27 protein-coding genes are annotated in these 24,239 nt (G+C 62.5%); 14 read left to right on the forward strand and 13 right to left on the reverse strand.

The window, feature by feature from the left end:
- Positions 1–118: 118 nt before the first annotated feature.
- Positions 119–1,201: an ABC transporter substrate-binding protein gene (locus tag NKH19_RS03785; protein WP_352981882.1), complete on the reverse strand. Its 1,083-nt coding sequence runs from the start codon at positions 1,199–1,201 to the stop codon at positions 119–121.
- A gap of 30 nt (positions 1,202–1,231) precedes the next feature.
- Complete coding sequence (betI, locus tag NKH19_RS03790) at positions 1,232–1,939, reverse strand: transcriptional regulator BetI (RefSeq protein ID WP_352871842.1); 708 nt, start codon at positions 1,937–1,939, stop codon at positions 1,232–1,234.
- 339 nt (positions 1,940–2,278) lie between these two features.
- Here betI and NKH19_RS03795 point away from each other — a divergent pair, with 339 nt between their 5' ends.
- From NKH19_RS03795 to NKH19_RS03810, 4 genes are read left to right on the forward strand one after another with little or no spacing between them, the layout of a single operon-like run.
- On the forward strand, positions 2,279–3,898 hold the full coding sequence (locus tag NKH19_RS03795; protein ID WP_352871845.1) for a phytoene desaturase family protein: 1,620 nt from the start codon (positions 2,279–2,281) through the stop codon (positions 3,896–3,898).
- A complete protein-coding gene (locus NKH19_RS03800) occupies positions 3,885–5,450 on the forward strand; it encodes a phytoene desaturase family protein (protein WP_352871847.1) in 1,566 nt (521 codons plus the stop codon). Before NKH19_RS03795 ends, NKH19_RS03800 begins: the two co-directional genes overlap by 14 nt.
- Positions 5,451–5,453: 3 nt before the next feature.
- A complete protein-coding gene (locus NKH19_RS03805) occupies positions 5,454–6,713 on the forward strand; it encodes an aminomethyl transferase family protein (RefSeq protein WP_502910877.1) in 1,260 nt (419 codons plus the stop codon).
- A gap of 2 nt (positions 6,714–6,715) precedes the next feature.
- A complete protein-coding gene (locus NKH19_RS03810) occupies positions 6,716–6,976 on the forward strand; it encodes a hypothetical protein (protein ID WP_352871851.1) in 261 nt (86 codons plus the stop codon).
- Positions 6,977–6,982: 6 nt separating this feature from the next.
- On the opposite strand, the gene NKH19_RS03815 is transcribed toward NKH19_RS03810, so the two are convergent.
- The 4 genes from NKH19_RS03815 to NKH19_RS03830 form a co-directional block, all read right to left on the reverse strand.
- Positions 6,983–8,041, reverse strand: coding sequence for a dipeptidase (locus NKH19_RS03815; protein WP_352871853.1), 1,059 nt, complete (start codon positions 8,039–8,041; stop codon positions 6,983–6,985).
- Between the two features lie 143 nt (positions 8,042–8,184).
- Positions 8,185–8,484 (reverse strand): GNAT family N-acetyltransferase, encoded by a 300-nt coding sequence (locus tag NKH19_RS03820; protein WP_023763762.1) that lies wholly within the window; start codon positions 8,482–8,484, stop codon positions 8,185–8,187.
- A 2-nt stretch (positions 8,485–8,486) separates the two neighbouring features.
- Positions 8,487–9,107, reverse strand: a complete 621-nt coding sequence (locus tag NKH19_RS03825; protein WP_352871855.1) for an alpha/beta hydrolase — start codon at positions 9,105–9,107, stop codon at positions 8,487–8,489.
- Between the two features lie 3 nt (positions 9,108–9,110).
- Positions 9,111–10,043, reverse strand: a complete 933-nt coding sequence (locus tag NKH19_RS03830) for a VOC family protein (protein WP_352871857.1) — start codon at positions 10,041–10,043, stop codon at positions 9,111–9,113.
- A 226-nt stretch (positions 10,044–10,269) separates the two neighbouring features.
- Here NKH19_RS03830 and NKH19_RS03835 point away from each other — a divergent pair, with 226 nt between their 5' ends.
- Positions 10,270–11,841 carry an alkaline phosphatase family protein gene (locus tag NKH19_RS03835; RefSeq protein WP_352871859.1) on the forward strand — a complete coding sequence of 524 codons (1,572 nt, stop codon included), beginning with the start codon at positions 10,270–10,272 and terminating at the stop codon, positions 11,839–11,841.
- Positions 11,842–11,891: 50 nt separating this feature from the next.
- Here the strand turns inward: NKH19_RS03835 and NKH19_RS03840 are convergent, their stop codons facing one another.
- Positions 11,892–13,184: a PRC-barrel domain-containing protein gene (locus NKH19_RS03840; RefSeq protein WP_352871861.1), complete on the reverse strand. Its 1,293-nt coding sequence runs from the start codon at positions 13,182–13,184 to the stop codon at positions 11,892–11,894.
- 275 nt (positions 13,185–13,459) lie between these two features.
- Here NKH19_RS03840 and NKH19_RS03845 point away from each other — a divergent pair, with 275 nt between their 5' ends.
- Positions 13,460–14,380 carry a diacylglycerol/lipid kinase family protein gene (locus NKH19_RS03845; protein ID WP_352871863.1) on the forward strand — a complete coding sequence of 307 codons (921 nt, stop codon included), beginning with the start codon at positions 13,460–13,462 and terminating at the stop codon, positions 14,378–14,380.
- Positions 14,381–14,409: 29 nt separating this feature from the next.
- Here NKH19_RS03845 and NKH19_RS03850 read toward each other — a convergent pair whose 3' ends face one another.
- Positions 14,410–14,583 carry a hypothetical protein gene (locus NKH19_RS03850; RefSeq protein ID WP_023757374.1) on the reverse strand — a complete coding sequence of 58 codons (174 nt, stop codon included), beginning with the start codon at positions 14,581–14,583 and terminating at the stop codon, positions 14,410–14,412.
- A gap of 136 nt (positions 14,584–14,719) precedes the next feature.
- Between NKH19_RS03850 and NKH19_RS03855 the strand changes: the two genes are divergently transcribed.
- Positions 14,720–16,252 (forward strand): sensor histidine kinase, encoded by a 1,533-nt coding sequence (locus NKH19_RS03855; RefSeq protein ID WP_352871866.1) that lies wholly within the window; start codon positions 14,720–14,722, stop codon positions 16,250–16,252.
- A 90-nt stretch (positions 16,253–16,342) separates the two neighbouring features.
- Here the strand turns inward: NKH19_RS03855 and NKH19_RS03860 are convergent, their stop codons facing one another.
- Positions 16,343–16,801 (reverse strand): hypothetical protein, encoded by a 459-nt coding sequence (locus NKH19_RS03860; RefSeq protein ID WP_352871868.1) that lies wholly within the window; start codon positions 16,799–16,801, stop codon positions 16,343–16,345.
- 12 nt (positions 16,802–16,813) lie between these two features.
- Positions 16,814–17,140 (reverse strand): ElaB/YgaM/YqjD family protein, encoded by a 327-nt coding sequence (locus NKH19_RS03865; protein ID WP_352654111.1) that lies wholly within the window; start codon positions 17,138–17,140, stop codon positions 16,814–16,816.
- A gap of 341 nt (positions 17,141–17,481) precedes the next feature.
- Between NKH19_RS03865 and NKH19_RS03870 the strand changes: the two genes are divergently transcribed.
- A complete protein-coding gene (locus NKH19_RS03870; protein ID WP_502910878.1) occupies positions 17,482–17,886 on the forward strand; it encodes a response regulator in 405 nt (134 codons plus the stop codon).
- A 34-nt stretch (positions 17,887–17,920) separates the two neighbouring features.
- Here NKH19_RS03870 and NKH19_RS03875 read toward each other — a convergent pair whose 3' ends face one another.
- Together NKH19_RS03875 and NKH19_RS03880 are read right to left on the reverse strand one after the other, a co-directional pair.
- Positions 17,921–18,472, reverse strand: a complete 552-nt coding sequence (locus NKH19_RS03875; protein WP_027037058.1) for a sigma-70 family RNA polymerase sigma factor — start codon at positions 18,470–18,472, stop codon at positions 17,921–17,923.
- A 3-nt stretch (positions 18,473–18,475) separates the two neighbouring features.
- Positions 18,476–18,679, reverse strand: a complete 204-nt coding sequence (locus NKH19_RS03880; protein WP_352871872.1) for a NepR family anti-sigma factor — start codon at positions 18,677–18,679, stop codon at positions 18,476–18,478.
- Positions 18,680–18,902: 223 nt separating this feature from the next.
- Between NKH19_RS03880 and NKH19_RS03885 the strand changes: the two genes are divergently transcribed.
- The 6 genes from NKH19_RS03885 (at position 18,903) to NKH19_RS03910 (ending at position 22,354) form a co-directional block, all read left to right on the forward strand.
- Positions 18,903–19,697 (forward strand): response regulator, encoded by a 795-nt coding sequence (locus NKH19_RS03885; protein ID WP_352871874.1) that lies wholly within the window; start codon positions 18,903–18,905, stop codon positions 19,695–19,697.
- A 203-nt stretch (positions 19,698–19,900) separates the two neighbouring features.
- On the forward strand, positions 19,901–20,065 hold the full coding sequence (locus NKH19_RS03890; RefSeq protein WP_006203859.1) for a DUF1328 domain-containing protein: 165 nt from the start codon (positions 19,901–19,903) through the stop codon (positions 20,063–20,065).
- Positions 20,066–20,252: 187 nt separating this feature from the next.
- Positions 20,253–21,284 carry a sensor histidine kinase gene (locus NKH19_RS03895; protein WP_352871876.1) on the forward strand — a complete coding sequence of 344 codons (1,032 nt, stop codon included), beginning with the start codon at positions 20,253–20,255 and terminating at the stop codon, positions 21,282–21,284.
- Positions 21,285–21,416: 132 nt separating this feature from the next.
- Positions 21,417–21,587: a hypothetical protein gene (locus NKH19_RS03900; protein WP_352871878.1), complete on the forward strand. Its 171-nt coding sequence runs from the start codon at positions 21,417–21,419 to the stop codon at positions 21,585–21,587.
- A 111-nt stretch (positions 21,588–21,698) separates the two neighbouring features.
- The gene (locus tag NKH19_RS03905) at positions 21,699–22,025 is read left to right on the forward strand and encodes a hypothetical protein (RefSeq protein WP_352871880.1); all 327 of its coding nucleotides are present in this window, start codon (positions 21,699–21,701) and stop codon (positions 22,023–22,025) included.
- Positions 22,026–22,108: 83 nt separating this feature from the next.
- The gene (locus NKH19_RS03910) at positions 22,109–22,354 is read left to right on the forward strand and encodes a YMGG-like glycine zipper-containing protein (RefSeq protein WP_023757387.1); all 246 of its coding nucleotides are present in this window, start codon (positions 22,109–22,111) and stop codon (positions 22,352–22,354) included.
- A gap of 97 nt (positions 22,355–22,451) precedes the next feature.
- Here the strand turns inward: NKH19_RS03910 and NKH19_RS03915 are convergent, their stop codons facing one another.
- A complete protein-coding gene (locus NKH19_RS03915; protein WP_352871882.1) occupies positions 22,452–24,098 on the reverse strand; it encodes a CHASE domain-containing protein in 1,647 nt (548 codons plus the stop codon).
- Positions 24,099–24,239: the final 141 nt, after the last annotated feature.

A 24,239-nucleotide genomic window follows, 5' to 3' on the forward strand; every position in this document is an offset into this window, starting at 1 on the left:
GCGGCGGGTTGATCCGCAGGCAACCCGGCCTCGCGCGCAGCATCGAACTGCTCGTCAAACCCGATAGCCTGCCCCGGCTACAACCCATCCAACCCGTCGAATCCTCTGTGCACAGGTACTAGTAACCGGCTTTGATCTTCTCGAACTCGGCGATCATCTTGAGCTTGAGGTCCGACGGCACCGGCGATTGGAACAGCGTCTTGTCGACGAATTTCTGCACATCGTCATAGCCCTTTTCCTTCAGCGCCGCCTGGTCGACGCCGGCCATGCCCTTGGCGTTGGCCTGGCCATAGCCCCAGTCCTTGACCAGCACCTTGGCCGTCTCCGGATCGTTGACCGCGTTCAGATAATCATAGGCTTTGTCGACGTTTCCGGGCACGTCCTTGAACAGCACATAGCCGCAGACCCAGGTCGAGATGCCTTCGTCGGTGTCCTTCTTCGCCATGATCGGCACGCCGGCTGCCACCGACTGCACGGTTGCGTCATTCCAGGCCCAGGCGAGGTCGACCTCCCCGCCGCTCAACAGCTGAACGACATCGGTGGTGTCGGTCCAGTAGGAGCGGACGTTCTTGTGCACCTGGCGCAGGAAATCCGACGCCTGCTTGAACTGCTCGTCGGTCATCTTGGTCCAGTCCCCGAGGCCGATGGCGAGGCTGGCCAGCGCATAGGCGTCGTCGACATTGTCGCCGATCGACACCTTGCCCTTGAATTTGGGATCGGCAAAAGCCTTCAGCGATTGCGCGTCCTTGGCGTCGATCTTGGAGGTATTGTAGGTGAGTTGGGTATTGCCCCAGTCCCAGGGCATGAACCACGCCTTGCCATCCGGCGTGGTGGCAAGATCCTTCATCGCCATGATGCCGGGATTGAGATCTTTCCAGCCCGTGATCTTCGACGTGTCGAGCGGCTGGAGCAGGCCCGCTTCGCGCCATTTAACCACGCTCTGCGAGCAGGGATGGCCGAGATCGGCCTTGAAGCCGGAGCGCACCTTTTCGAACGCCTCGTCCTCGTCGCCGAAGAAGGCGAAGGTCGGCGAGTCGCCGTTCTTCTCGACATATTTCGGATGGAAGCTGGGGTCCTCGTAGCCGGACCAGTCGAACACGATCAGGTCCTTGTCGGCTGCGACCGCAAGTGCCGCGGCCGATGCCGCCAGCGTTCCAGCCAGCGCCAAGGTCAATGTCAGCCGTCGAGCCAATGTCTTCATTGCTGTTCCATCCTCTGCGTCCTGATTTTCTTATGGTTTCGTCGCGTCCTTCAGCGGGTAGTGTTTCGGGAATGCCGCCGACAGGAATTCATTGGCCGCCTGCAAGGCGGTCTCGCGGGTGGTGTCCTCGGTCCCCATCATCAGCCGTAGCCACAGCCCTTCGAGCATGGCGCTGAGCGCCAGGGCCATGACCTGCGGCTCATAGGCATAGTCGCCGCTCTGCTTGAGTGTCACGCACAGGTCGATGAAGATGGTCTGATAGACGGCGTCGCGGGCGCTGCTCAGCGCCTGATAGGTCGGCCGCGACTTGGCCTCGCCCCAGAACGCGCACCATGCGGCCAGCTTGCGCTTGTTACAGATCGAACGGTCGAAATCGGCGGAGACCAGAGCGTGAAGCTGATGGGCGGGGTCATCGCCTGCCTTCTGCAAGGCATTGCGCCAATGCGCCGAGTACTCGTCATACATATGCTGCAAGGTCGCGATCAGCAGCTTTTCCTTGCTCTCGAAATGGAAATTGACGATGCCGCGCGACAGGCCGGCGCCGTCGGCGACATCGGCCATCGTCGTTTCCGAATAGCCGCGCTTGGCCAGGGAATCGATTGTCGCTTCGATGAGCTGAAGCTGCCTGACCTCCTTCGAGGCCTTGCGTCCGCGCTTTTCAGCCTCGCTTTTCCGCACCGAATCAAGGAGGGCTTCCCTGGCGACTGCTGTCTTCATGGGTCCGATGGTCTCCAGCATCGCCGGCTATCCAACCGGCTTTCGACCGCGAAGATGAGTGGGACGGTGCTCACCACTGTCAAGCATCTTCTGCATCGCTTCCCAGGTTCGTATGTTGTTGTCGACATAGGCTGCGGCCGCTATCTGCCGTTTCGATCATCGGATGTCGTCCTCGTCAGCCGATTTCAGAACTTTAGAACGCCGGCAAAGCGTAACGCATGGCAGCGAAAACGCAATATCATTTGTTGAACATTCATTCAGTACGGCTGGACAGAATGGCTACCCTCGTGCCAAATTCCGCGCATTCGGGAACAGATCACGCAAAAATGAGCGCGGGTCGCACACGAGAACTGGGCCAAAATGAAAGCTTGGGATGCGATCATCATCGGCGGCGGACATAACGGCCTCGTCAACGCCTGCTACCTGCAGCGCGCGGGCCTCGACGTGCTGGTGGTCGAGAAGAACGACTGGGTCGGCGGCGCCGCCACCAGCAGGGAACTGACGCCGGGCTTCCTCTACTCCAACTGCTCCTATGTCTGTTCGCTGTTCCGGCCGGAGATCATGCGCGACCTCGAACTGCCGCGCTTCGGCCTGCAGGTCATCTCCTACGAAGGCGGCGCGGTGTTCACTCGCGACGGCGACTACCTCGCCAACTACCGAGACCACGACGCGCACCGGCGCGAGTTCGCCCGCTTTTCCAAGCGCGATGCCGAAGCCTACGACCGCTACGCCCGCGACGTGACGCGACAGTGCCGCTTTATCCAGCCGCTGTTGATGCGCACTGCCCCCGATCCGACCAGCCTGCGGCCCCGCGACATCGGAGAACTGCTCTATCTCGGCAAGAAATTCGCCGATCTGTCGACTGAGGAAATAGCGCTGACGCTGCGCTTCTGGACCATGTCGATCTCCGAGTTTCTCGACGAGTATTTCGAGACCGATGTCATCAAGGCGAACTTCGCTTTGTCTGGCATCATCGGAACCGCACTCGGGCCGATGTCACCGGGCACGGCTTACGTGCTGCTGCACCACTATATGGGCGAGGTCGACGGTTCCATCGGCGCCTGGGGCTATGCGCGCGGCGGCATGGGCGCGGTGACCAAGGCACTGGCCGCGTCGTTCAAGGCGTCCGGTGGAACCATCCGCACCGGCGCCGAGGTCGACCATGTGCTCGTCCAGCGCGGCAAGGCCAGGGGCGTCGTGCTGGCCGGCGGCGAGGAGATTTACGGCAAGCTCGTCGTCTCCAACGCCGACGTCAAGCGCACCTTCCTGAAACTTGTCGAGGAAAAGGAACTGCCCGACATTTTCCTGCGCCGGGTCAGGAACTTCAAGATCCGCGGCTCCTCCGGCAAGGTCAACATCGCGCTCGATTCGCTGCCGGAATTCCCGGCGCTGCCGAAGGACTCGCCGGTCTATCGCGGTGACATGCATTTCACCGATTCGATTGAGCGCATGGAGCGCGCCTATGACGACTGGAAGGACGGCCGCTGGTCGGCCGATCCGTTCCTCGACATGGTCATCCCGACGACACTCGACCCGACCATGGCGCCGCCCGGCAAGCATTTCATGAGCTGCTTCGTGCAATACGCGCCGCCAAAGGTGAACGGCCGCGAATGGACAGATGCCGACCGCGACGGTTTCGCCGAAAGCGTGATTTCGCAGATCGCTGAATACTCGCCTGGCTTTCGCGACCGCATCGTCCACATGGAGGTGCGTACGCCGCGCGAGATCGAAGCGGAAGTCGGCCTCACCGAGGGCAACATCTTCCAGGGCGAACTGACCTTCGACCAGCTGCTGTTCAACCGGCCGGTGCCGGGCTACGCGCAATACCGTTCGCCGCTCAGTGGGCTCTATATGTGCGGCTCCTCGACCCATCCCGGCGGCGGCGTCATGGGCGCGCCCGGCCGCAATGCAGCGGCGGAAATCCTGCGCGATCTTGCCAAGTCGACCTCCCACATGAGCCCGGCCCATGACGTCATTTGATGCAATCGTCATTGGCGGTGGCCACAACGGCCTCATCGCCGCTGCCACGCTGGCGAAAGCCGGCCGCAAGGTGCTCGTGCTGGAAGCTGGAAGCGAGGTCGGCGGCGCCGCACGCACCGAGGAATTCGCACCGGGCTTTCGGGTCTCTTCGATCGCCCATCTGCTGAACCGGCTGCATCCCGATGTGGTGAAGACGCTGGAGTTGGAAATGCACGGGCTGCGGGTCGCCCGCACCGACTTCATGCCGTCGGTGGCGCTGTCGAAGGACGGCCCGTCGCTTGTCCTGCATGGCGCGTATGGCGAGGTGCTGACCGGCGCCAGTCCCTCCGAGCAATCGGCCTGGAAGGACCTGCGCGCCCAGCTGCTGCGCTATGCCGGCATATTGAAACCGTTCCTCTCCCGCCGGCCGCCCGATCTCGCCGGCATGTCGCTGATCGAGACCGCTTCACTCGGCCAGGTCGCGCTGGCGCTGAAAAAGCTCGGCAAGGAAGACATGCGCGACTTCCTGCGCGTGCTGCTGATGAACGTCGCCGACCTGCTCGACGAGCAGCTTGCCGATATCAGGCTGAAAGGCCTGCTCGCCTTCGATGCGACGCTTGGCAGTCACCTCGGCCCGCGCTCGCCGACCTCATTGCTCGGCCTTTACTATCGCCTCGCCGGCGAGGCGGGCGGTACAGCCGGCGCGCAGGTCCTGCCGCAAGGTGGCATGGACGCGGTTATCGTCGCCATCCGTGCCTCGGCGGAGAAGGCTGGCGTCGAAATCCGCACATCGGCGCCCGTAGCAAAAATCATCGTCGAGAGAGGTCGCGCCGTCGGTGTCGCGCTCGAAAATGGCGAGGTGCTGCGCGCGAGAACGATCGTCTCCGCCATCAATCCGGCCACCACCTTCCTCGACCTTGTCGGACCGCGCGAGATCGACACCGGCTTCGTCCGCAAGGTGAAGAGCATCCGCATGAAGGGCGATGCGGCCAAGCTCAATCTGGCACTCGACCGGCCGCCGCAATTCGGCGGCGTCGATGCCGCCGGCCACAAGGGCCGGCTGGTTATCGCCCCCTCGCCCGATCACGTCGAGCGCGCCTTCAATCCCTGCAAATATGGCGAGTTCTCGCCCGAGCCGGTGATGGAGATCACGCTACCCAGCGTCGCTGACCCATCGCTCGCGCCCAACGGCGCCTGCGTGCTGTCCGCGGTGGCGCAATATGCGCCCTATGCGCTGAAGGAGGGCTGGGCTGCCGGCAAGCCGAAATTCCTCAAGGCGATCATGACGCAGCTCGAGTCTCACGCGCCTGGTATCGGCAAGATCGTGGTCCATGCCGAGCTTCTGACGCCGGCCGACATCGAGACGCGCTACCGCATGCCGGGCGGCCACTGGCATCACGGCGAATTGCAGGCCGATCAGATGCTGGTCTCGCGCCCCGTGTCCGGCTGGTCCGGCTACGATACGCCGGTCGAAGGGCTGTTCCTGGCTGGCGCCGGCTCGCATCCCGGCGGCGGCGTTTCCGGCGCTCCTGGCCTCAACGCCGCGCGGCGAATCATTGCGATGAAGGGATAGGCCATGGTTCAGGCAAACAGAAAGAAGCCCATGGCAAAGACAGCCGGTGCAGCCGCTTCCGATCGAGCAGCCGCACAGGCTCATTTCCGCACGCTGCGTCTGGGCACGCCGTTCCAGCCGCGCATCGATGCGCTGGCCAGAACCCAGGACTGGTACAATTGGGCCGGCTACCGCGCCCCGCATTCGCTGTGGGACGAGGAGCTCGAATATTTCGCCATCCGCAGCCAGGCGGCGCTGTTCGACATTTCGCCGATGACCAAATATCGGATCGAGGGTCCGGACGCCGAAGCCTTGCTCGATCGTGTCACGCTGCGCGACGTCACCAAGCTCAAGCCCGGCCGCGTCCACTACACCGCCTGGTGCGACGATGAGGGCTTTGTCCTCGACGACGGCACGCTGTTTAGGCTGTCGCCGACCCACTTCCGCCTCTGTTCGCAGGAGCGGCACCTGCCGTGGCTGCTCGACAGCGCCATTGGATTCAACGTCACGGTCGAGGAAGAAACCGAGGCCGTCGCTGGCCTCGCTTTGCAAGGCCCGACCTCCTTTGCCGTGTTGCGCGATGCCGGCTTCGCCGGCGTCGAGCGGCTGAAAATATTCGACCTCGCCGACTTCCCGCATGATGGCGGTGCCGTCAGCATTTCGCGCACCGGCTTCACCGGCGATCTCGGTTACGAACTGTTCGTGCCGAACGGCAAAGCGCTGAGCCTGTGGGACCGGTTGATGATTGCGGGCGAACCGCGCGGCATTCGCGCTATCGGTTACACCGCGCTCAACCGCGCGCGTCTCGAGGCCGGGCTGATCGTTGCCAATACGGATTTCACCACAGCCGAGCACGCCATCCGCACAGACCGCTTGCGCATGCCCGACGAGATCGGGCTTGGCTTCATGATCGATCTGGAAAAGGGCCATTTCAACGGCCGCCGCGCCATCCTCGAGGCGAGAGCGAAACGCAAATTGCGTTATGTACTGGTCGGGCTGGAGATCGAAGGCAACATCCCGGCCGAACAGGCCATCGTCTACCACAAGAAGACTCAGGAGGTCGGCCTTGTCAGCGCCGCCATGTGGTCGCCGATGGCCAAGCGCAACATCGCCATCGCCTCGCTGGCGCGGCCATATGGTGATACCATGGTCGAGGATCTCTGGGTTGAGATTTACGCGATGCGCGAGCTGCGGTATCAGAAGCTGATGAAGCGAGCCAAGGTGGTGGCGCGGCCGTTCGTCAAGCTCGACCGCCGCACTGCCAACCCGCCGGCGGACTTCTGATCATGACCGACGAAGCCGACAAGCTGGATGGAGACGGGGAAGCAGCCGAACAGTGGGAGCTGGTCAACACGCCGCTCGGCGAAAAATGGTCAGGCCGCACGCGCTATGCCGCGGCCATGTTTTTCTACAAGCGCGACGAGATGAACGCCGAGACACTCGAAGTCTACCGCATCTGCGCACGGCTCGATTCGGAAGATCCGCTGCCGATCATCCGCGTTCGCGGCGTCGGCAGGGACTGGCTTAAGCGCATGGGCTTCCAATAGGTCGTCCTAACCTATCGTTTTTTCCAGCATGTTGAGCCAGTTGCGATAGGCGATCTTCTCGATCAGCGCGCGGCCGAAGCCACGCGCGGCCAATGCATCGAGCAGCTTCGGCAGGCCGGCAACGTCGCCGATCACGGCCGGGATCATGGCGCCGTCGAAATCGGAGCCGAGGCCGACGCCATCTTCCCCCAGCGCCTGCAGCAGGGAATCGACGTGGCGCACCATGATGTCGAGGCTGGTGTCGGCATTCATGCGCCCGTCCTCGCGCAAGAAGCCGGTGGCGAAATTCAGCCCGACCATGCCGCCGGACTCACGGATCGCGCCGAGCTGCCAGTCGGTGAGATTGCGCGAATGACCGCAGATCGCATGCACGTTGGAATGGGTGGCGACCAGCGGCGCATCGCTGAGCGCGGCGACATCGCGAAAGCCCTTCTCGTTGAGATGCGACAGGTCGACCATGATCTTCAGCTGGTTGCAGGCCTTGACCAGCGCCTTGCCGGCATCGGTCAGGCCGGGCCCGGTGTCGGGCGAGGACGGAAAGCGGAACGGCACGCCGTGACCGAAGGCATTGGGCCGGCTCCAGACGATGCCGAGCGAGCGCAAGCCGGCGGCGTGCAGCACGTCGAGCATGGTGAGTTCGGGATCGATCGCCTCGACCCCTTCGATGTGGAACACCGCCGCGATCGAGCCTTGCGCCATGGCGTTGCGCACGTCGCCGGCGCTGCGGCAGACGGTGAGCGCTCCGGCCCGTTCCAGCCGGAATAGGATCGAGGCCATCGCAATCGTCGAGGTCAGCGCGTCATTGCGCGGAACCTCGGGCGGCAGCGGCTCGGCATGGCTCGGCGCCAAGGGCACGGCGCTGCGCCTGGATTTCTCGACAGGCGGCGGAAAGACGGCGAACATCCCGCCGGCAAAGCCACCGGCCTTGGCACGCGGCAGGTCGATATGGCCGCCTGATTTCCCCTCTATGAACAGCTTTTCGACGTCGGTGTCTTTCGACTGATAGAGTCTGAGCAACGTATCGTTGTGGCCGTCGAAGACGGGAACGAGGTCGGTTTCGGTCATGGGGGATCATTCGATTCGTTTGTCGGCAAGGTGGCTGCGATAGATCATATCTACTTAGGCAGGATGCGCCACCCGGGCAAATGCCAAAGCCACCCCGGTGAGACCGCAGCCGCCTGCCGCGCCGTTTGCGAACGCCAAAATCCCTACTGCTTCAGCACGTCGGCCCATTCCTTGTGGCGGCGGAATTGGGCGTTGGCGAACGGGCAGAGCGGAATGATCTTTTTCCCCGCCGCGCGCGCATCCTCGACGGCGCGGGTGACGAGCCGAAGCCCGGCACCCTGGCCGCGAAACGCGTCTGGTACCTCTGTGTGATCGATGATGATCTGGTGCTCGCCGATCTTGGTGAAGGTCATCTCTGCTTCGGCGCCACCGGGCCCGCGAAGGACGTAGCGACCCTTGGAACCGCGATCCTCCAGTTCGATCTCAGGCAGTTGATCCGGCATCGCTATACTCCTTGGGCAGCACCGGCAAAGAGCCGCCGTGCCGCCTCGATCTCGTTTGGCCGCACCTCGTGCCCGCCTTCATGCCACTCCACTGTGACATCGGCGCCATCGGCACGCAAATAGGCTTCGAGCCGCGTCGTCAGGTTCGGCGGGCTGATCGGATCGCGCTTGCCGGCGGTCACGAGAATGTGACGGCCGGCAAGGCTGCCCTTGACCTCCGGTTCGAACGGGATCAGCGGATGCATCAGCACCGAAGCGTCGAACTGCGCCGGCGCCGCAAACACCACCGAGGCCAGGATATTGGCGCCGTTGGAGTAGCCGAGGCCGAGCGCGGCCGATGGCTTCGCCGCCTCGACATGCGCCTTGACGAAGCCCGCCATCTTGTCCGTCGCCCGCGCCAGATCGTCCATGTCGTAGACGCCTTCGCCAGTGCGACGAAAGAAGCGCGCGGCACCTTGTTCCGACACATCGCCGCGCGGCGAGATGATGGTTGCCCGCGGCGCGAGATCGCGCCCCAGCGACAGAAGCTGGTTCTCATCGGCCCCCGTGCCATGGAAGACGAACAGCAGCGGACCGCCCGGCGAACCGGGCAGCAGCTTGTGGATGTACGCGTCCTTGCTCATGGTCTAGCCTTCCAGCTTCTGCAGATGCTGTTCGAGATAGGGTCGCAGGTGCTGGTGCTGCGTCGGCAGCTTCAGCGCCTCGCCGAGATGAGCGGTATCCTCATCGCGATCGAAACCCGGCTCGTTGGTGGCGACTTCGAACAGCACGCCACCCGGCGTGCGGAAATAGATTGCCCAGAAATAATCGCGGTCGATCACCGGCGTCACTCCATAGCCAGTGTCCATCAACGCCTTGCGCACTTCGAGCTGCTTGGCGCGGTTCTCGACGGCGAAGGCGACATGGTGGACGGAGCCAGCGCCGAGATCGGCGAAGGCCGTGGTCGGCAGCGATTCGATATCGACGACGTCGGCGCCGTTGCCGTTCTTCACAGCGAGCCGCCTGACATTGCCTGATTTCTCGATCTCCTCGTAGCCCATGAATTTCAAAAGCTCCTCGGTAGCGCCGCCATCCTTCAGCCGGAGCGACACGGAATGGAAGCCGCGGATCGCCTCATCAACGGGGATGCCGCCTTTCGCCCATGGCGCTCTGCCGTCTGCCTTGTCCTCGACCAGCGCGAAACCGTCGCCATCGGGACCAGCAAAGGCCAGACGCTTCTCGCCGAATGCCTCTTCGCGCGACACGCCGGTGACGCCTTCATCGGCAAAACGCTTTTCCCAGTAGGCAAGCGTACCTTCGGGCACCGAATAGACCGTGGTGCCGACTTCGCCGACGCCATGACGGCCTTTGCCGATGTTGGGGAACGGGAAATAGGTCATCACCGAACCGGGCGTCCCGGACTCGTCGCCATAGTAGAGGTGGTAGACATCGGGCGCGTCGAAATTGACGGTCTTCTTGACCCGGCGCTGGCCAAGCTTTTGGGTGAAGAACTCATTGTTCTGCCGGGCATCCCTGGCCATCGATGTGACGTGATGCAGGCCCTTGATCTGGTCGAGCATTGTCTTGCTCCTTCTCTTGGTGCTTGTGCGGCCTCGCCGCTGTCCACGCCAATATGAGGATGCGAGCGCTTTGGGCAAAGACGGCAAACACAGAATGGACTGTGCTGTAAAAGTGAACAAAGGAAAGAGGTTTGTTCACCAAATGACTCGCGAGACAAACTTGCGCCGTCGCCGGAATTCGGTTCCATGAGCGGCGTTCGACCATCCAGCGACAAGGGTATCGCGAATGACTGGAAAAGCCAGGCGGCCTAACATTCTGCTGATCACATGCGACCAGTGGCGCGGCGATTGTCTGTCGGCCGCGGGCCATCCGCTTGTGAAGACGCCGAATGCCGATGCGCTCGCCGCGGAGGGAGTGCTGTTCAAGCGGCACTATGGTGGTGCTGCGCCCTGCTCGCCGGCTCGCGCGTGCCTCTACACCGGCCTCTACCAGATGAACAACCGCGTCTGCCGCAATGGGACGCCGCTCGACGCCCGTCACGGCAACATCGCGCTGCATGCCCGCGGCCTTGGCTATGATCCGACGCTGTTCGGCTACACCGACGTGTCGCTCGATCCACGTTTGCTGGCGCCGGGCGACCCTCGGCTGCAAAGCTATGAAGGCGTGCTGCCGGGCTTTACGGTGCGCCAGTTGCTGCCTGAGCATCAGAAGCAGTGGCTGTCCTGGCTGAAGCAGCGAGGTATCGACACCAGCGCCGGATCTCCCGACATCCACCGCCCGGTGACCGACGGCAAGGCCGGTGCCGGCGTCAGCAACGCGCCGCCCATCTATTCCGAGGACGAAACGCCGGCCGCGTTCCTGACCCGCGAATTCACGCGCTGGCTCGGCGAGCAGGAGCACGCATCACCTTGGTTCGCGCATCTGTCCTTCATCAGCCCGCACCCGCCCTTCATCGTACCGGAGCCCTACAACACGCTGTATGAATCAGCAGACGGTCCCGCCTTCCAGCGCGCGGCAAGCTGGCAGACAGAGGCGGAAAGCCATCCCTATCTCGCCTATGACCTCGGCCGGCAGAAGCAGGCCAAGTTCCGTCCCGACGCCAGTGGCATGGTGCATGACTGGAGCAATGAAGACTTTCGCCGCCTCCGCGCGATCTATTACGGCATGATCTCCGAGGTCGACGCGCAGCTCGGCCGCGTCTGGCAAGCGGTCAAGGCCGCGGGCGCGTGGGACGACACCATCATCGTGCTGACATCGGACCATGCCGAGATGATGGGCGACCATTTCATGCTGGGCAAGGGCGGCTACTTCGACGGCAGCTACCACATTCCGCTGATCGTCCGCGATCCGCGACACCGCAAGGCGGCCGGCGGCAGCGTCGACCGCTTCTCCGAAGCGGTGGACCTAGTGCCGACGCTTCTCGACCTGCTCGGCGAGGATCCCGCGCCGCACCTCGACGGCCATTCGCTGAGGCCGTTCCTGGACGGCAAGAACCCTGCAGCCTGGCGCGATGCCGCGCATTGGGAGTTCGACTTCCGCTCGGTTGCCGAAGGTGAGGCCGAACGCCATTTCGGCATCGCCTCACGCCAGTGCAATCTCGCCGTCATCCGCACGAAAAGATTCAAATATGTGCATTTCGGTGGTGGCCTGCCGCCGCTGCTCTTCGATCTGGAAAGCGATCCGGGCGAACTGCACAATCTCGCGGCCTCCCCAAAGCATCTCGCCGTGCGGCTGGAGTTTGCCGAACGGCTGCTTGCCTGGCGTGCCGAACATCTCGACCAGTCGCTGGCACTGGCCGAACTCACCGAGCACGGAATTGCGGGCCGCGCCGCCGGTCTCCCTCCGCGCCTGACATGAAAAAGGTCCGCGCCGTTGCCGGGGCGGACCTTCTTCAAGACTGAACCGAGCTACCGCACAATCATGCGCTGCTGATCGCGCTTCTCGGCATAGCTGCCCTTTTCATAGGCGGTTTGAGCCTCGAGCTGTTCCTTGGTGAAGGTCGTGTAGAGATACTTGTTGCCGTCCTTGTCGGTCATGAATTTGAGATTATCCATACCGACCGCGACTTCCTTCGCGCCAATGCCGAGGAAGCCGCCGACATCGACGATCACGGCATCGGGTTTTTTGTCGGGGGTCAAGACGACGTCGCCGATCACGCCGACCTTGGCATCGTTGGCACCGTAGACGGTGGTGCCCTTCAGATCGTCGGCGCGGATCTCACCAACCGGCATTTCGGTCAGCGCGGACTTGTCGATGGCTGCGGTCTGTGTCTGGTCAGGAGCCGTCGGAACAGCCGCGGTCTTGTCCGCCGGAGCGGTCGTGGCAGAAGGTGCGGCGGCCGGTGCGGTTGCTGGCGGCGCATTGGAAGCCGTCGTTGCCGGTAGCGGATCATAGGCCTTGCGGTCGAAATCCGGCTGCGCCTCCAGCTCTTCCTTGGTGGTCTGGGCCACCAGCCAGCGATCGCCATTCTTCTCGGCCCATTTGGCCTTGTTGAAATCATAGGCGACGTTCTTGGCCCCTATACCGAGGAATCCGCCGACGCCGATGATCAGGGACTGCGCTTTGCCTTCCTTGGTCAGAACGATATCGTTGACGCTGCCGATGTTCTGCGCGTCATCGCCGGTGCCGTTGTAGACGGTTTCGCCGAGGATGTTGGTGGCAAGGTTGCCGTCGGCGCGCTTCACCGGTTCCGTCGGAGCGGCGTTCATGTCGACAGGCTTTTGCGCGGTATCCGTCGTCGCGGGTGCTGTTGGCGCCGCGGTCGATGCGGCAGGTGCAGGAGCGTAAGGCTTGCTATCGAATTCTGCCTGCGCCGTCAGCTCGTCCTTGGTCGTCGGGGCAACCAGCCAGCGGTCGCCGTTCTTTTCGGCCCATTGCAGCTTGTCGTAGTCGAAAGCGACGTTCTTCGCTCCGACACCCAGAAAACCGCCGACGCCGATGATGACGGATTTCGCCTGCCCATCCTTGTCGAAGACGACGTCAGTGACCTTGCCGATGTTCTCGGCATCGTCGCCGGTGCCGTTGTAGACGGATTCACCGACGATGTTGGTGACGATGCTGCCTTCCGCGCGCACTACCGGAGCGGCCGGCTCCTGTACGGCAGGTGCATCCGCAGGTGCCGGGGTTGTCGTACTCTGCGCGTAGGCCCCGGTCGCGACCAGCGCTGCGAGTGCGGTCGTGGCTAAGAGGTTGCGGGTCATGATGTTCTCTCCTCGTGCCTGATTTCGTGCACGCCGCGCTCATCGCTAAAAGGAGATCGGACGCGGCGTCTTTTACAGCTTCACAACGTCGTGAGCATGCTGTTGTTCCGACAAAAAGCGCGGGCGTCCGTGCCAGAAAGCACCGAGCGATGTAACCTTGGTCGCAGAGCGACCCGAGCGAATGTCAATTGCTCTCGAGCGGAACCTTTCCCGCTTCGCCGCGTTTCAGCCTGCGGCTGGGTCTGTCCCGGTCCAACCTAATGACGGGAGCGGGCATGAAATTCGCGGCGGTGCTGAACCGGGATGGTGGCACCTTACGCACAACTGACCTTGCCGCTTTCTCCGACAGGATGCATCAGACGCTGGAGACGGCAGGTCACTCTCTCAGCATCGAGATTGTCGCAGGCAAGGATGTGGTGGAAACGCTCGACGGCGCGGCTTCACGCCGCTCCGTCGATGTCGTGCTGGCCGGTGGCGGCGACGGGACCATTTCCGCCGCGGCTGCTCGGCTAATGGGCACGAAGAAGGCGCTCGCCATATTGCCGGCCGGCACCATGAACCTGTTCGCACGCGGGCTGGGTATTCCGCAGTCGCTCGATGCCGCGCTCAAATCCTTCGCCGACGGCGAAATCATCGCGGTTGACATGGCGACTGCCAACGGCCGACCCTTCATCCACCAGTTCTCGATCGGCATGCATGCGAAGATGGTGCAACTGCGCCAAAAAATGGAGTTCGGTTCGCGGCTGGGAAAGATCCGTGCCTCGGTCAGGGCGGCTTGGGTGACGATCAAAAATCCACCGGCGATGAACGTGACGCTCAGCATCGGCGAAGCCGAGATGGCGGCCCGCATTACCGGCATCGGCATCACCAACAATCTGTTCGGCGAAGGCCACTTGCCCTACGCCGACAACCCGGCGGGCGGTGTGCTTGGCGTCTATGTCACGGTGGCGCGGCAGCGCGCCGAACTGGTCAAATTCTTCTTCAACATGGCGCGCGGCAAATGGCGCGACAACGAACATGTCGAAATCCATCAGGCGAGCAAAACGGTCCTGAAAATCCATTCGGGGAGCAGCAAGTTTCGCGCCGTGATGGATGGAGAACTGGTCCGTCTCGACCGTGAAACGACGATCGAAATCCACCCTGGCGCACTGAATGTGCTGGTGCCGGCCAGCGTCGCCGAGGCAAAGGCCGCCTGATGCGATCTCTAACCAGGAAGCCCGAAAATCTAGCCGCTCGGCGCACTTCCTTGCTCTGTCGCCGGCGTCTTGACAATTTCACCATAGATCTCGGCGATGCCCCAGGCGGCGAAGGCCAGCAACAGCGCGGCAATCAAAATGCGCAGGCCGTGCCAGCCCCATCGCCCCTGACGCGCTTTGTTTTCGGGAATGATCTTGGGCATGGTCGGTCCCTATCGCGTTTTGCGCCAGGTGACGGGTCCGGCACAATATTGTCAGGTAACGGTTCCTCGCTAGGATGGTTCCGGGTCGACGAAGACAGCGCGGGGCGAAGACGAAGACCGGGCATTGGGGACTTGGGTGAATAGCAAGGCGGAGATAGTGCCGGATTTGCCGGCCGAAGTTGCGCGCGCGGTCGAGGACGAAGACCGGCTGGCGGTGCTGCATGGGCTGGAGATACTGGATATTGCGGCCGACCCGGATTTCGACCGCATCAGCAGCCTTGCCGCGGCGGTGATGCGGGTGCCGATCGCCCTGGTCACGCTCGTCGACCATGGGCGGCAATGGTTCAAATCCTGCTTCGGCCTGGACGAGACCGAAGCCGCGACCGACGCCTCCTTCTTCGCCCATGCGATTGCCGCCGGCAACGAACCGATTGTGATCGCGGACGCAACGATGGACCCCCGTTTCAGGGCCAACCCGCTGGTCACCGGCAAGCAACATGTCCGCTTCTATGCCGGCGCGCCGATGATCGCCGCAGGTGCCCACATCGGCACGCTGTGCGTGCTCGATCGCAAGCCGCATGCCTTTCCATCCCGCGCCGAACTCGACCAGTTGAAGGCGCTCGCCGGCCTCGCCGCCAGCCTTTTCACCTTGAAGGACGCCACCCGCAGCGGTGCCATCGCCGAGGCTGCACTGGCGCGTGAGGAAAAGCGGCGCGCCATCGCGCTCGATGCGGCGTCGCTCGCCAGCTGGGCGTGGGACATCCGCACCGACATCATCGAATGCGACGCCTTGCTGTCGGAACTGTTCAACCTGCCGCGCTCGAACCGGCTGCGGGCACGCGACATCCTCACCGCCATCGATCCGCGCGACGTCTATCAGAGCAAAACCCGCTTTCGCGATGTCTTGACCGGCAGCGACGACTATTTCGGCGAATACCGGGTGAAGGGCTTTCATCCGCCACGCTGGCTCGCCACGCGTGGCCGCGTCATCGAGCGCGGCGGCGACGGCAAGCCGACGCTGATCTTCGGCGTCAACTACGACATATCAGAGCGCAAGCTTGGCGACGAGCGGCAACGGCTGCTGCTGCGTGAGGTCAACCACCGCGTCAAGAACACGTTGGCGACGGTCCAGGCACTGGCGACGCAGACCGTGCGCCATGCCCGCCAGCCGAGCGAATTCCTCGAAGCCTTCGGCGCCCGGCTTCAGGCCCTGGGCATCGCCCACAATTTGTTGTCGGACCGCGAGTGGCGCGGCATCGGCATTCGTGAACTCGTCAAGATCGAGGTCAGGCCTTTCGAAACGGCAGCGCAGCCGCGCATGACGATCTCCGGCGACGATTTGCTGCTGTCGCCCGACCAGGCTGTCGGTCTTGGCCTGATCCTGCATGAACTGGGCAGCAATGCGCTGCAATATGGATCGCTGTCGGTGGCATCGGGCAAGGTTGATCTCGACTGGAGGACGCGAGGCAGGAAGGGTGCCCGACGCCTTGTGCTGACCTGGCGCGAAAGCGGCGGCCCGCAAGTCGCTCCGCCGGAGCGGCACGGCTTCGGCTCGATCCTCATCCGCCGCGGCCTTGCCAAGGTCATTTCCAGCGAAGTGACCCATGAGTTCCGGCCGGAAGGCGTGTTTGCCGAAATATCGATGCCGCTGGAGGATCCGTCGAAGTGACAGACCATGATCCCCGAAAAGTGGAAACCTGGTTTTCGCGGCCAAACGGTTTCCGTTTGTCCAGAAATCCTGGTCAAAGAGGAAAACGACCTATTTCCGCTCGCTCTCATCTGGATCGTCGGATTTCACATTCTCGCGGTAGATCGCGTAAGCCGCGAGCGCCACGGCCGGACCCAGAATGACACCGAGACCGCCCTTTCCCTTGAGCAGCATCGGCAGCACAGCCAATGCGGCGGTGATGCCGATTGCTTTCATGTCGGCATTGCGGCGCTGCGCCCGGCGCCGAGCGCGCGAGCCCGCGGATATCAGGTAAATCAGCAGGATCAGCCCGGCAAGCACCAGGAAACCGGCGCCAAAGCCTAGCGCGGCGGCAAGCGACCCGTAGCGCGTCGCCGCCCAGATATAGGCTGCCCCGACCAGAAAGCCGAGACCACAGAGCGCTGCCGTTATGGCGATCCCATAGACGATTGCCGCCGTGCGCGCCCGGCGCATGGCGGCAACGATTTCGCCCGACGCCAGGCCGGAAATCAGGGATGCGAGCATTCCCATCCGAGGATGCGATTAGCGACGCGCGAGGAGCGCGAAGAGGAAGCCGACGCCGGCAGCGATCGCCAGTGACGTCACCGGCTTTTCGCGCACGCTGGCCATCATCTGAGCTTCGATGTCCTTGGCGTTGCTGCGCAGACTGTCAAAGGCGGCTTCGCCTTGCGCACGCAGTTGCTCGACCCCTTCGGTGGCCGCGCGGCGGGCCGTGCCATAGCCATGCTCCCCGGTCTTGGCCAACTGCTTGGTGAGCTTGTCGATATCGGCCTTCAGCTGCCTGATGTCGGCTTCGAGGTCCGCATTCGCACGGGCGTCGTTTGCGGTCTTTCCTGCGGCAGTTGCCATTGCTTAACTCCTTGTGATTGCTTGGTTTCAAACGCGCCGCGTGTCTCAAGGTTCCGACACCAGGGGCAAACTAGCCGAAAACGCGTCCGCGCGCACCCTGTCCGCCGACATAGTAAAAAAAGCGCTTCGTCAGATCAGCGGCCGGCGGCCGCAACGGGCAGTTCTCGCAAGGATACTGGCGGCTGGAGAAAGCGCGATTGTCCTGCGCTGACATTTCGACCCCTCTTCGAAAGCCCGCTCTTTGGAAGAGCTGCATTTCAACGCGTTGCAAGGATTGAGGTTCCGCCGCCTGCCACATGTCTTTTTTAAATGACAGCACGCCGATTAGCGATCATGAGTCTATGCGTTTCAAGGAGTCCTTGCCTGTGCCCACATTGCTCGACGGATTGCGGATTCTCGTCCTGGAGGACGAATTTCTTATCGCCATGGATGTCGAGCAGCTTTGCCGTGACCACGGCGCCGGTGAGGTGGTGATCGCGCGCGATCTGACCGAGGTCGATGGCCGGGAGGTCGCCTTGCAATTCGATGCGGCCATCGTCGACCTCATGCTGGGCGGCGCCTCGACACTCGATTTCGCGTCGGGGCTGCGCGCGGCGGGCGTTCCTTTCGTGTTCGCGTCGGGCTATTCGGATGCCGATGAAATCAAGGCATCGTTTCCGGGTGTCAGGCTGGTCGGCAAACCCTATTCGGGCGAAGACCTCGTGCAGGCGGTGGCGGCGGCCTGCGGACGTTCTGCTCCCGGTTGAGACAAGATTTCGACCCGCGCCTGGCGATCGCGGGTCAGCTGGCTGGCGAGCCCGTTACCTGGGCCGAAATCGCATCCGGACCATACTCGTCTTCGCCCGATATTTTCAGGATCTCCTGCAGGCGCGTGCGGGCCCGGCTGACGCGGCTCTTGATCGTCCCGACCGCGCAACCGCAAATCTCGGCCGCCTCCTCGTAGGAGAAACCCGACGCACCGATAAGGATGATGGCTTCGCGCTGGTCCTCCGGCAATTGTTCAAGGGCGCCGCGAAAATCCTTCAGATCGAGCTGGCCATGCTGGGCCGGATGAACGGCAAGCCTGGCCGTCATGATGCCGTCGCTGTCTTGCACTTCGCGCCCGCGTTTGCGCATCTGCGAATAGAATTCATTGCGCAGGATCGTGAAAAGCCATGCCTTGAGATTGGTGCCGGGCTGGAAGCTCTCATGCTTGTCCCATGCCTTGACCAGCGTTTCCTGGACGAGGTCGTCCGCTTTGTCGGCATTCTGCGTCAACGACACGGCAAAGGCGCGCAAGCTCGGGATCGCCCCAAGCAAATCGGTCTTGAAGCCTTGGGAGACCGCTGCCATGCCTCAGTCCTTCTTCTGTGCGGGTTCGGCCTGTTCCAGTTGGCTGAGCAACTGGGCGAAGCGATCCGGCACATCGTCGGAGACCAGCTCGTCGTAATATTGTTTGAGTTTGCGTCCGATTTCGGAGTTCGGCCCGAGGGCGTCACCAGAACCGTTCCGGCGCCTCCCCGCGGCGCCAGCTAGAATATCTTTCGTCATATCCTTCATTTTGCCCTTGTATTCCCAGAACCCAAGCCGCTCACAACAGACTCAACAAAACGCAAGCGGCACCCTCGTCTGGTTGCCCATCCCGGCGCCTAAACGCCGTCTGCCCGCATTAGTTCCATCGAGATCGGAACTTTTTCTCAGGACCAGCGTTGTTTGACCGGGGTTGCAATCAGCTTAACCTGCAATCTATGCAATTACGTCATTCTGAGGGAGACGTCCTATCATGAGCTTATCCGCCACCATCGCACCACATCTGCCGTTCCTGCGCCGCTTCTCGCGGGCCGTTTCCGGATCGCAGGAGAGTGGCGACGCGCTGGTCGCCGCGATGCTCGAAGCCATTATCGCCGATGTCGATATCTTCCCCGAGGCATCGAGCGATCGTATCGCGCTGTACAAGGTTTTCGCCAAGCTGTTCACATCGGTCGCCATCCGCGTCCCGCAGGAGCAGGTGCAGTCGGCATGGGAACAGCGCGCCGCCGCCAATCTGAATGCTATAGCGCCGCTCCCCCGCCAGGCCTTCCTGCTCGTCGCCGTCGAAGGTTTCAGCGAGGACGAGGCGGCGGAGATTCTCGATGTCGGCGACCAGGAGTTTTCCGAGCTGCTTGCCCAGGCAAGCAACGAGATTTCCCGCCAGGTGGCAACCGACGTGCTGATCATCGAGGATGAACCGCTAATCGCCATGGATATAGAGGAAATGGTCGAGAGCCTCGGGCACCGCGTCGTCGGAACGGCGCGCACCCATGCCGAGGCGGTGATGATGTTCGGCAAGACACGGCCAAAGATGGTGCTGGCCGACATCCAGCTCGCCGACGGCAGTTCGGGCATCGAGGCGGTAAACGAGATCCTGTCGTCGACATCGGTGCCGGTCATCTTCATCACCGCCTTTCCCGAGCGTCTGTTGACCGGCGAACGTCCCGAACCGGCCTTCCTGGTCACCAAGCCGTTCAATCCCGATATGGTCAAGGCGCTGATCAGCCAGGCGCTGTTCTTCGATCGCCAGGCAAAAGCCGCCGCCTAGACTCGCGGCACGTCCTGCCGGCACGACATTGAGGACCGCCCGATGCGATACATCGGGCGGCTTTGTGGCGAGCCGGATTCATCATCGGCGAAATTCCCGCACCTCCGGCTTCGAACGATTTGCAAGCATCGTCTTTTTCGGCAAAGGGTGGAACAAACCGCATCTACCCACGTTTTCATCGCACCATTCGAAGGAGATGGACCATGCTTTACTGGGCGCTCGTATTTCTCGTCGTGGCAATCATCGCCGGCGCGCTTGGTTTCGGCGGCATCGCCGGTACGTCTGCTGGCATAGCGCAGATATTGTTTTTCATCTTTCTCGCTTTCCTGATCATTTCGCTTCTTGCGGGCCTATTCAGACGGGCGTGAGGGCCGAGCGATCATCCGAGCGAACACTGGAAGCCGCACCCCTCAAACGGTTTCCAGTCACCGCCGGGCGGTATCCTGCAAAGGGCACTGTCCGGCGGACCGCTTTTGGAGGCTGGTTTCGGGAATCTCTTTTGGAACCCATTCAACAGTGAGCCGTTCAGCCTGAGTTGGGTGGACAGTTTGGCCGATGCGTTCCAGAACCGGAGATAGGAAGGACGACGTGCAAAGCGATGAAGTCATCGCCCTGCATCCTGCCGAAAGCGGTATGCAGCTTGGCCGGGCTCTTCTCCACGCCTTGCACAATGCCGGCATTTCCGTTCTCTATCAGGATCGCGAGATGAAAACCGTATGGGCGCGCAACATGCGCGCGCCCTGGGTTTCCGACACCGCCGACAGCAACGGCATCCTGCCGGCGGCGCAGGCCGACCGCATTGGCGCGGCCAAGCGCGACGTCATTGCATCCGGCAACCCGCAACGTCTCGAGATCAGCGTTCCCGTCGAGGATGGCATCCGCTGGTTCCAAGTCTGGATCGATGCCGACCACGGCGATGGCGGCACGGTGCAAGGCGTCGTCACCACCATGGTCGAGACGACCGAGCAGAAACGCCGTGAGCAGACCCTGACGACGCTGCTGCGCGAAGTCAGTCATCGCTCGAAGAATCTGCTGGCGATCATTCAAAGCATAGCCACCCAGACCGGGCGCTACTCCGACAGCATCGGTGATTTCCTGACACGCTTCCGCGGCCGGCTGCAATCGCTGGCTTCGTCCCAGGATCTCGTGACCTCCTCCAATTGGAGAGGCGCCGCACTTCGCGAACTGGTATCGGGCCAGGTTGGCCGCTACGGCGGAGATCCGGTGCGCAGCCTGCGTTTTCAGGGGGCAAACCCCTATCTCAATCCGAACGCTGCCCTGCATATCGGCCTCGCCATGCATGAACTCGCCGTCAACTCGGTGAGCTATGGCGCCTTGTCGCGGCCGGATGGGTTCGTCGAGGTTACAGCCAGCCTGCCTGCGGCCGACACCGGGACCTCCCTGTCTCTGACATGGGCCGAGACGATCGGAGCCAATGATATCACGCGTAGCGAGAAGCGCTTCGGCAGCGTCGCGCTTGAACGGGTCGTGCCGGCGTCGCTGAACGGCACGGCGACGCTTGAAATCGAGGCTGGTCGCCTCGAATACCGCCTTGTCGTTCCACGGGGCAATTTCGAGACGGAATGAGCGACCGACGCCGATCCTTAACCGGGTGTTCACCATAAAAGCGGATGCTGTTTTTCCCAGATACCGCTGGAACCTGTTGCATCGCCGGACATTGCCGCGGCAGGACTTGCAGCATGGTGCGGGAGGAATGCCTTGACGGTTGCCGATATGAACAGACTGGAACAGGCCGCTCGTATCTCCATGGGCGAGTTTGAGGACTCCGAGGCGTCCGTACCACCTGTCCCCCATGCCTCACTGCGCCTTCTCGCCTTAGGTCTGGCCGCGGTTGTACTCGCAGCCGTGCTCTTCCAGTTGGCTTTCTGACGTCGAAGCCCGGCGCGCCCAGCCCGCCCCATCCTAATTAGCTGGTAAGCCTTGCGATGCAGGAACTTTGTCCAATATGAACCGTTACTATGGCGGGAGGACTTTTCCGCCATGGAACACATCGCTGCATTGTTGCTGGTCATCGGCTGCTCGAACACGATGGCCGACTGCCGTGAACTCCAGGTTCCTGTAAGTGTCTTCGAAACCGCTGACCAATGCATTGCCGAACGGCCGTTTGCGATGAGCGATGTCCAGGGGCAGGCTCAGCATATCGTGGGCAAGTGCCTTTCGGTCGATCCGGCTCTGGAAGACGACTATGACCAGATCGTCTGGAATGTGCATCCGGACGGCACGCTCGACGCTTCCCTGGCGATTTCCAGCGTCGTGATGGCGTCGAACACGGTGCGCCCAGAAAAAGACTATCTTCGGCAACAATAGATTGCAGCAGCAAAGGCCTCCATTTCATGCTAAATGGCGGTTGGAGCTTATTAAAGTGAGGACACAAAGTGAGGAGTGACTCTATGCGGAAGATGATTATCGCCATGGTTGCGGTGGTGGCGGTCAGTGGCTGCACCTCGACCGAACAGGACGTGGTTGGCGGCGGCTTGATTGGCGCCGGTGTCGGCGGCTTGGTCGGCGGCGGCAAGGGCGCGCTGATCGGCGCGGCCGTGGGTGCCGGTTCCGGCCTGCTGGTGCGCAATCTGCGCAATGGCTATTGCCAGTATCGCGATCATCGCGGCCGGATCTACACGGCTCGCTGCAACTAGTTCGGGCGATAATCGAAACGTTGATCCGGAGACCGGTCGGCCGGCCTCCGGATTTTCGATGTTTGGATGCTTGATCCTGGCCGCCTGACGATCGCCGTCAGCTCGCCAGAGGGATTCTGATTTCCACGTTCAGCCCATTGGCCCGGAAATCACGCTTGATCGTGCCGCGCAATTCGCGCGTGACGTTGAGGTCTATCAGCTTGGTACCGAATCCGGTCTTGGCGGGCGCTTCGAATTTCTTCTGCCCGGTTTCGCGCCAGTTGAGAGCCAGCGTCCTGTCACGCCCGCGCCCTTCGAGCGACCAGTCCACTTTCAGCGCCCAGTCCCCCTTGAGCGAATTGGCCGAATTGCCGGCTTCGCCGTATTTCAGCGCATTCGTCGCCAGTTCGTGAAAGGTCAGGCCGAGCGCTTGCGTCGTGGTTTCGTCGAGCAGCACCTGCGGCCCTGACAACAGCCCTTCGGGCAGTTCCTTGCCGAACACCTGGCCGAGCTCGATACGCAAGAGATCGCCAAGATCGGCCTTCTGCCAGCGCGAGCGCGTCAGCATGTCCTGAGACGCCGCCATCGCCTGGAGCCGGGCCGAGAAGGATGCGGAAAACTCATTGACGTCGGTGGCCCGCGAAGCCGTCTGCCGCGCGATCGCCAGCACCCTGGTGATCGAATTCTTGATGCGATGCTTCATCTCCTGCAGCATCAGGTCTTTTTCGAGCAGGCTCTTTTCCGTCGTCTCGTGCAAGCGCGCCGCCGCCTCATAGGCCCGCTCCTGATAACGCGCCACCAGCGCGATGGCGCCGGCCAACAGCAGGCCGAACAGCCCCAGCATCACCGGAATGGCGCGCGACGAAGGCTGCGAGAAGGCGCTCGTCGGCCGGAACAGAACAGTCCATGGCCGCCCGGCCACAATGATCTTGCGTGTGACCAGCAGCCTGTCCCCGAAGGTCGAAGCCGGTGGCGTCTCAGACCGGAACAACAGATTGTCGCCGCTCACGGCGCCGTCGCCGTCGTAGATTTCCGTGTTGACCGGCAGCAGCGGTGACCGGCTGAGCGCGGTCTGGAACAGGTCGCGAGCTCGAAAGGCCGCATAGAGAAAACCGGCTGTGGAGGATCCGGGCGCATTGATGGCATCGGGTGCGGTTTCGACATTGAGCCGAACGAAGACGAGGAAGCCGGTGAACGTCTGCGCGGCACCGGTGTCCTGACCCAGCTGCACCAGCCCGCTGGCGTGCTGCTGGTCGTCCGACATCGCTTTTTCGATCGCCGCGCGCCGCACCGGTTCACTGAACATGTCGTAGCCGACGCTGGTCTGGTTGGAAGGATCCAGCGGCTCGAACAGCACGACGGGGGTGCGCCAGGGCTGCGTGGTATCAGGATAGATTGGATGGCTGACGCCATGGTCGTGCGGCATATCGCGTTCGATCGCCGCCTCGTCTCCAGCCCTTGCCAGCCTGAGATAGCCGATGCCGCGTAAGCCGGCAAAGTTTCTGTCGACATCGAGCGCTTTGAAGAACGCGTTGAACTCGTTGCCGGAAATATTGCCGTTGCGGGCATCGAACAGGGCCTGCGTCGAGCGCAGCAGCGAGAGGTGGAGGTCGATGCGGCTCTCGATCCGGTTGAGCGCGTCGTCGGCTGTCGCTTCGAACTTGATGCGGGCGGCCTCTTGCGTCGCGAAATAAGCAAACCCCGCCATCGTCATGCTGATCAGCGCGACGGCGATGAACGCGACGATTGGAAAAAACCTTTTCAACGGATGATGCGATCCCTGGGCATGTCGGGCCTTTATGGGCAAGTCGCCGTGCCAACACAATGGCAAGGCCAAGCCATCCTGACGGCTGGCACATCAGATGGTCCGAGACCCGGCATATTCGTCCAGCCAGCTGGCACCGCT

Origin of the sequence: Mesorhizobium sp. M1338 (assembly GCF_040318045.1) — a bacterium.
Lineage (GTDB): Bacteria > Pseudomonadota > Alphaproteobacteria > Rhizobiales > Rhizobiaceae > Mesorhizobium.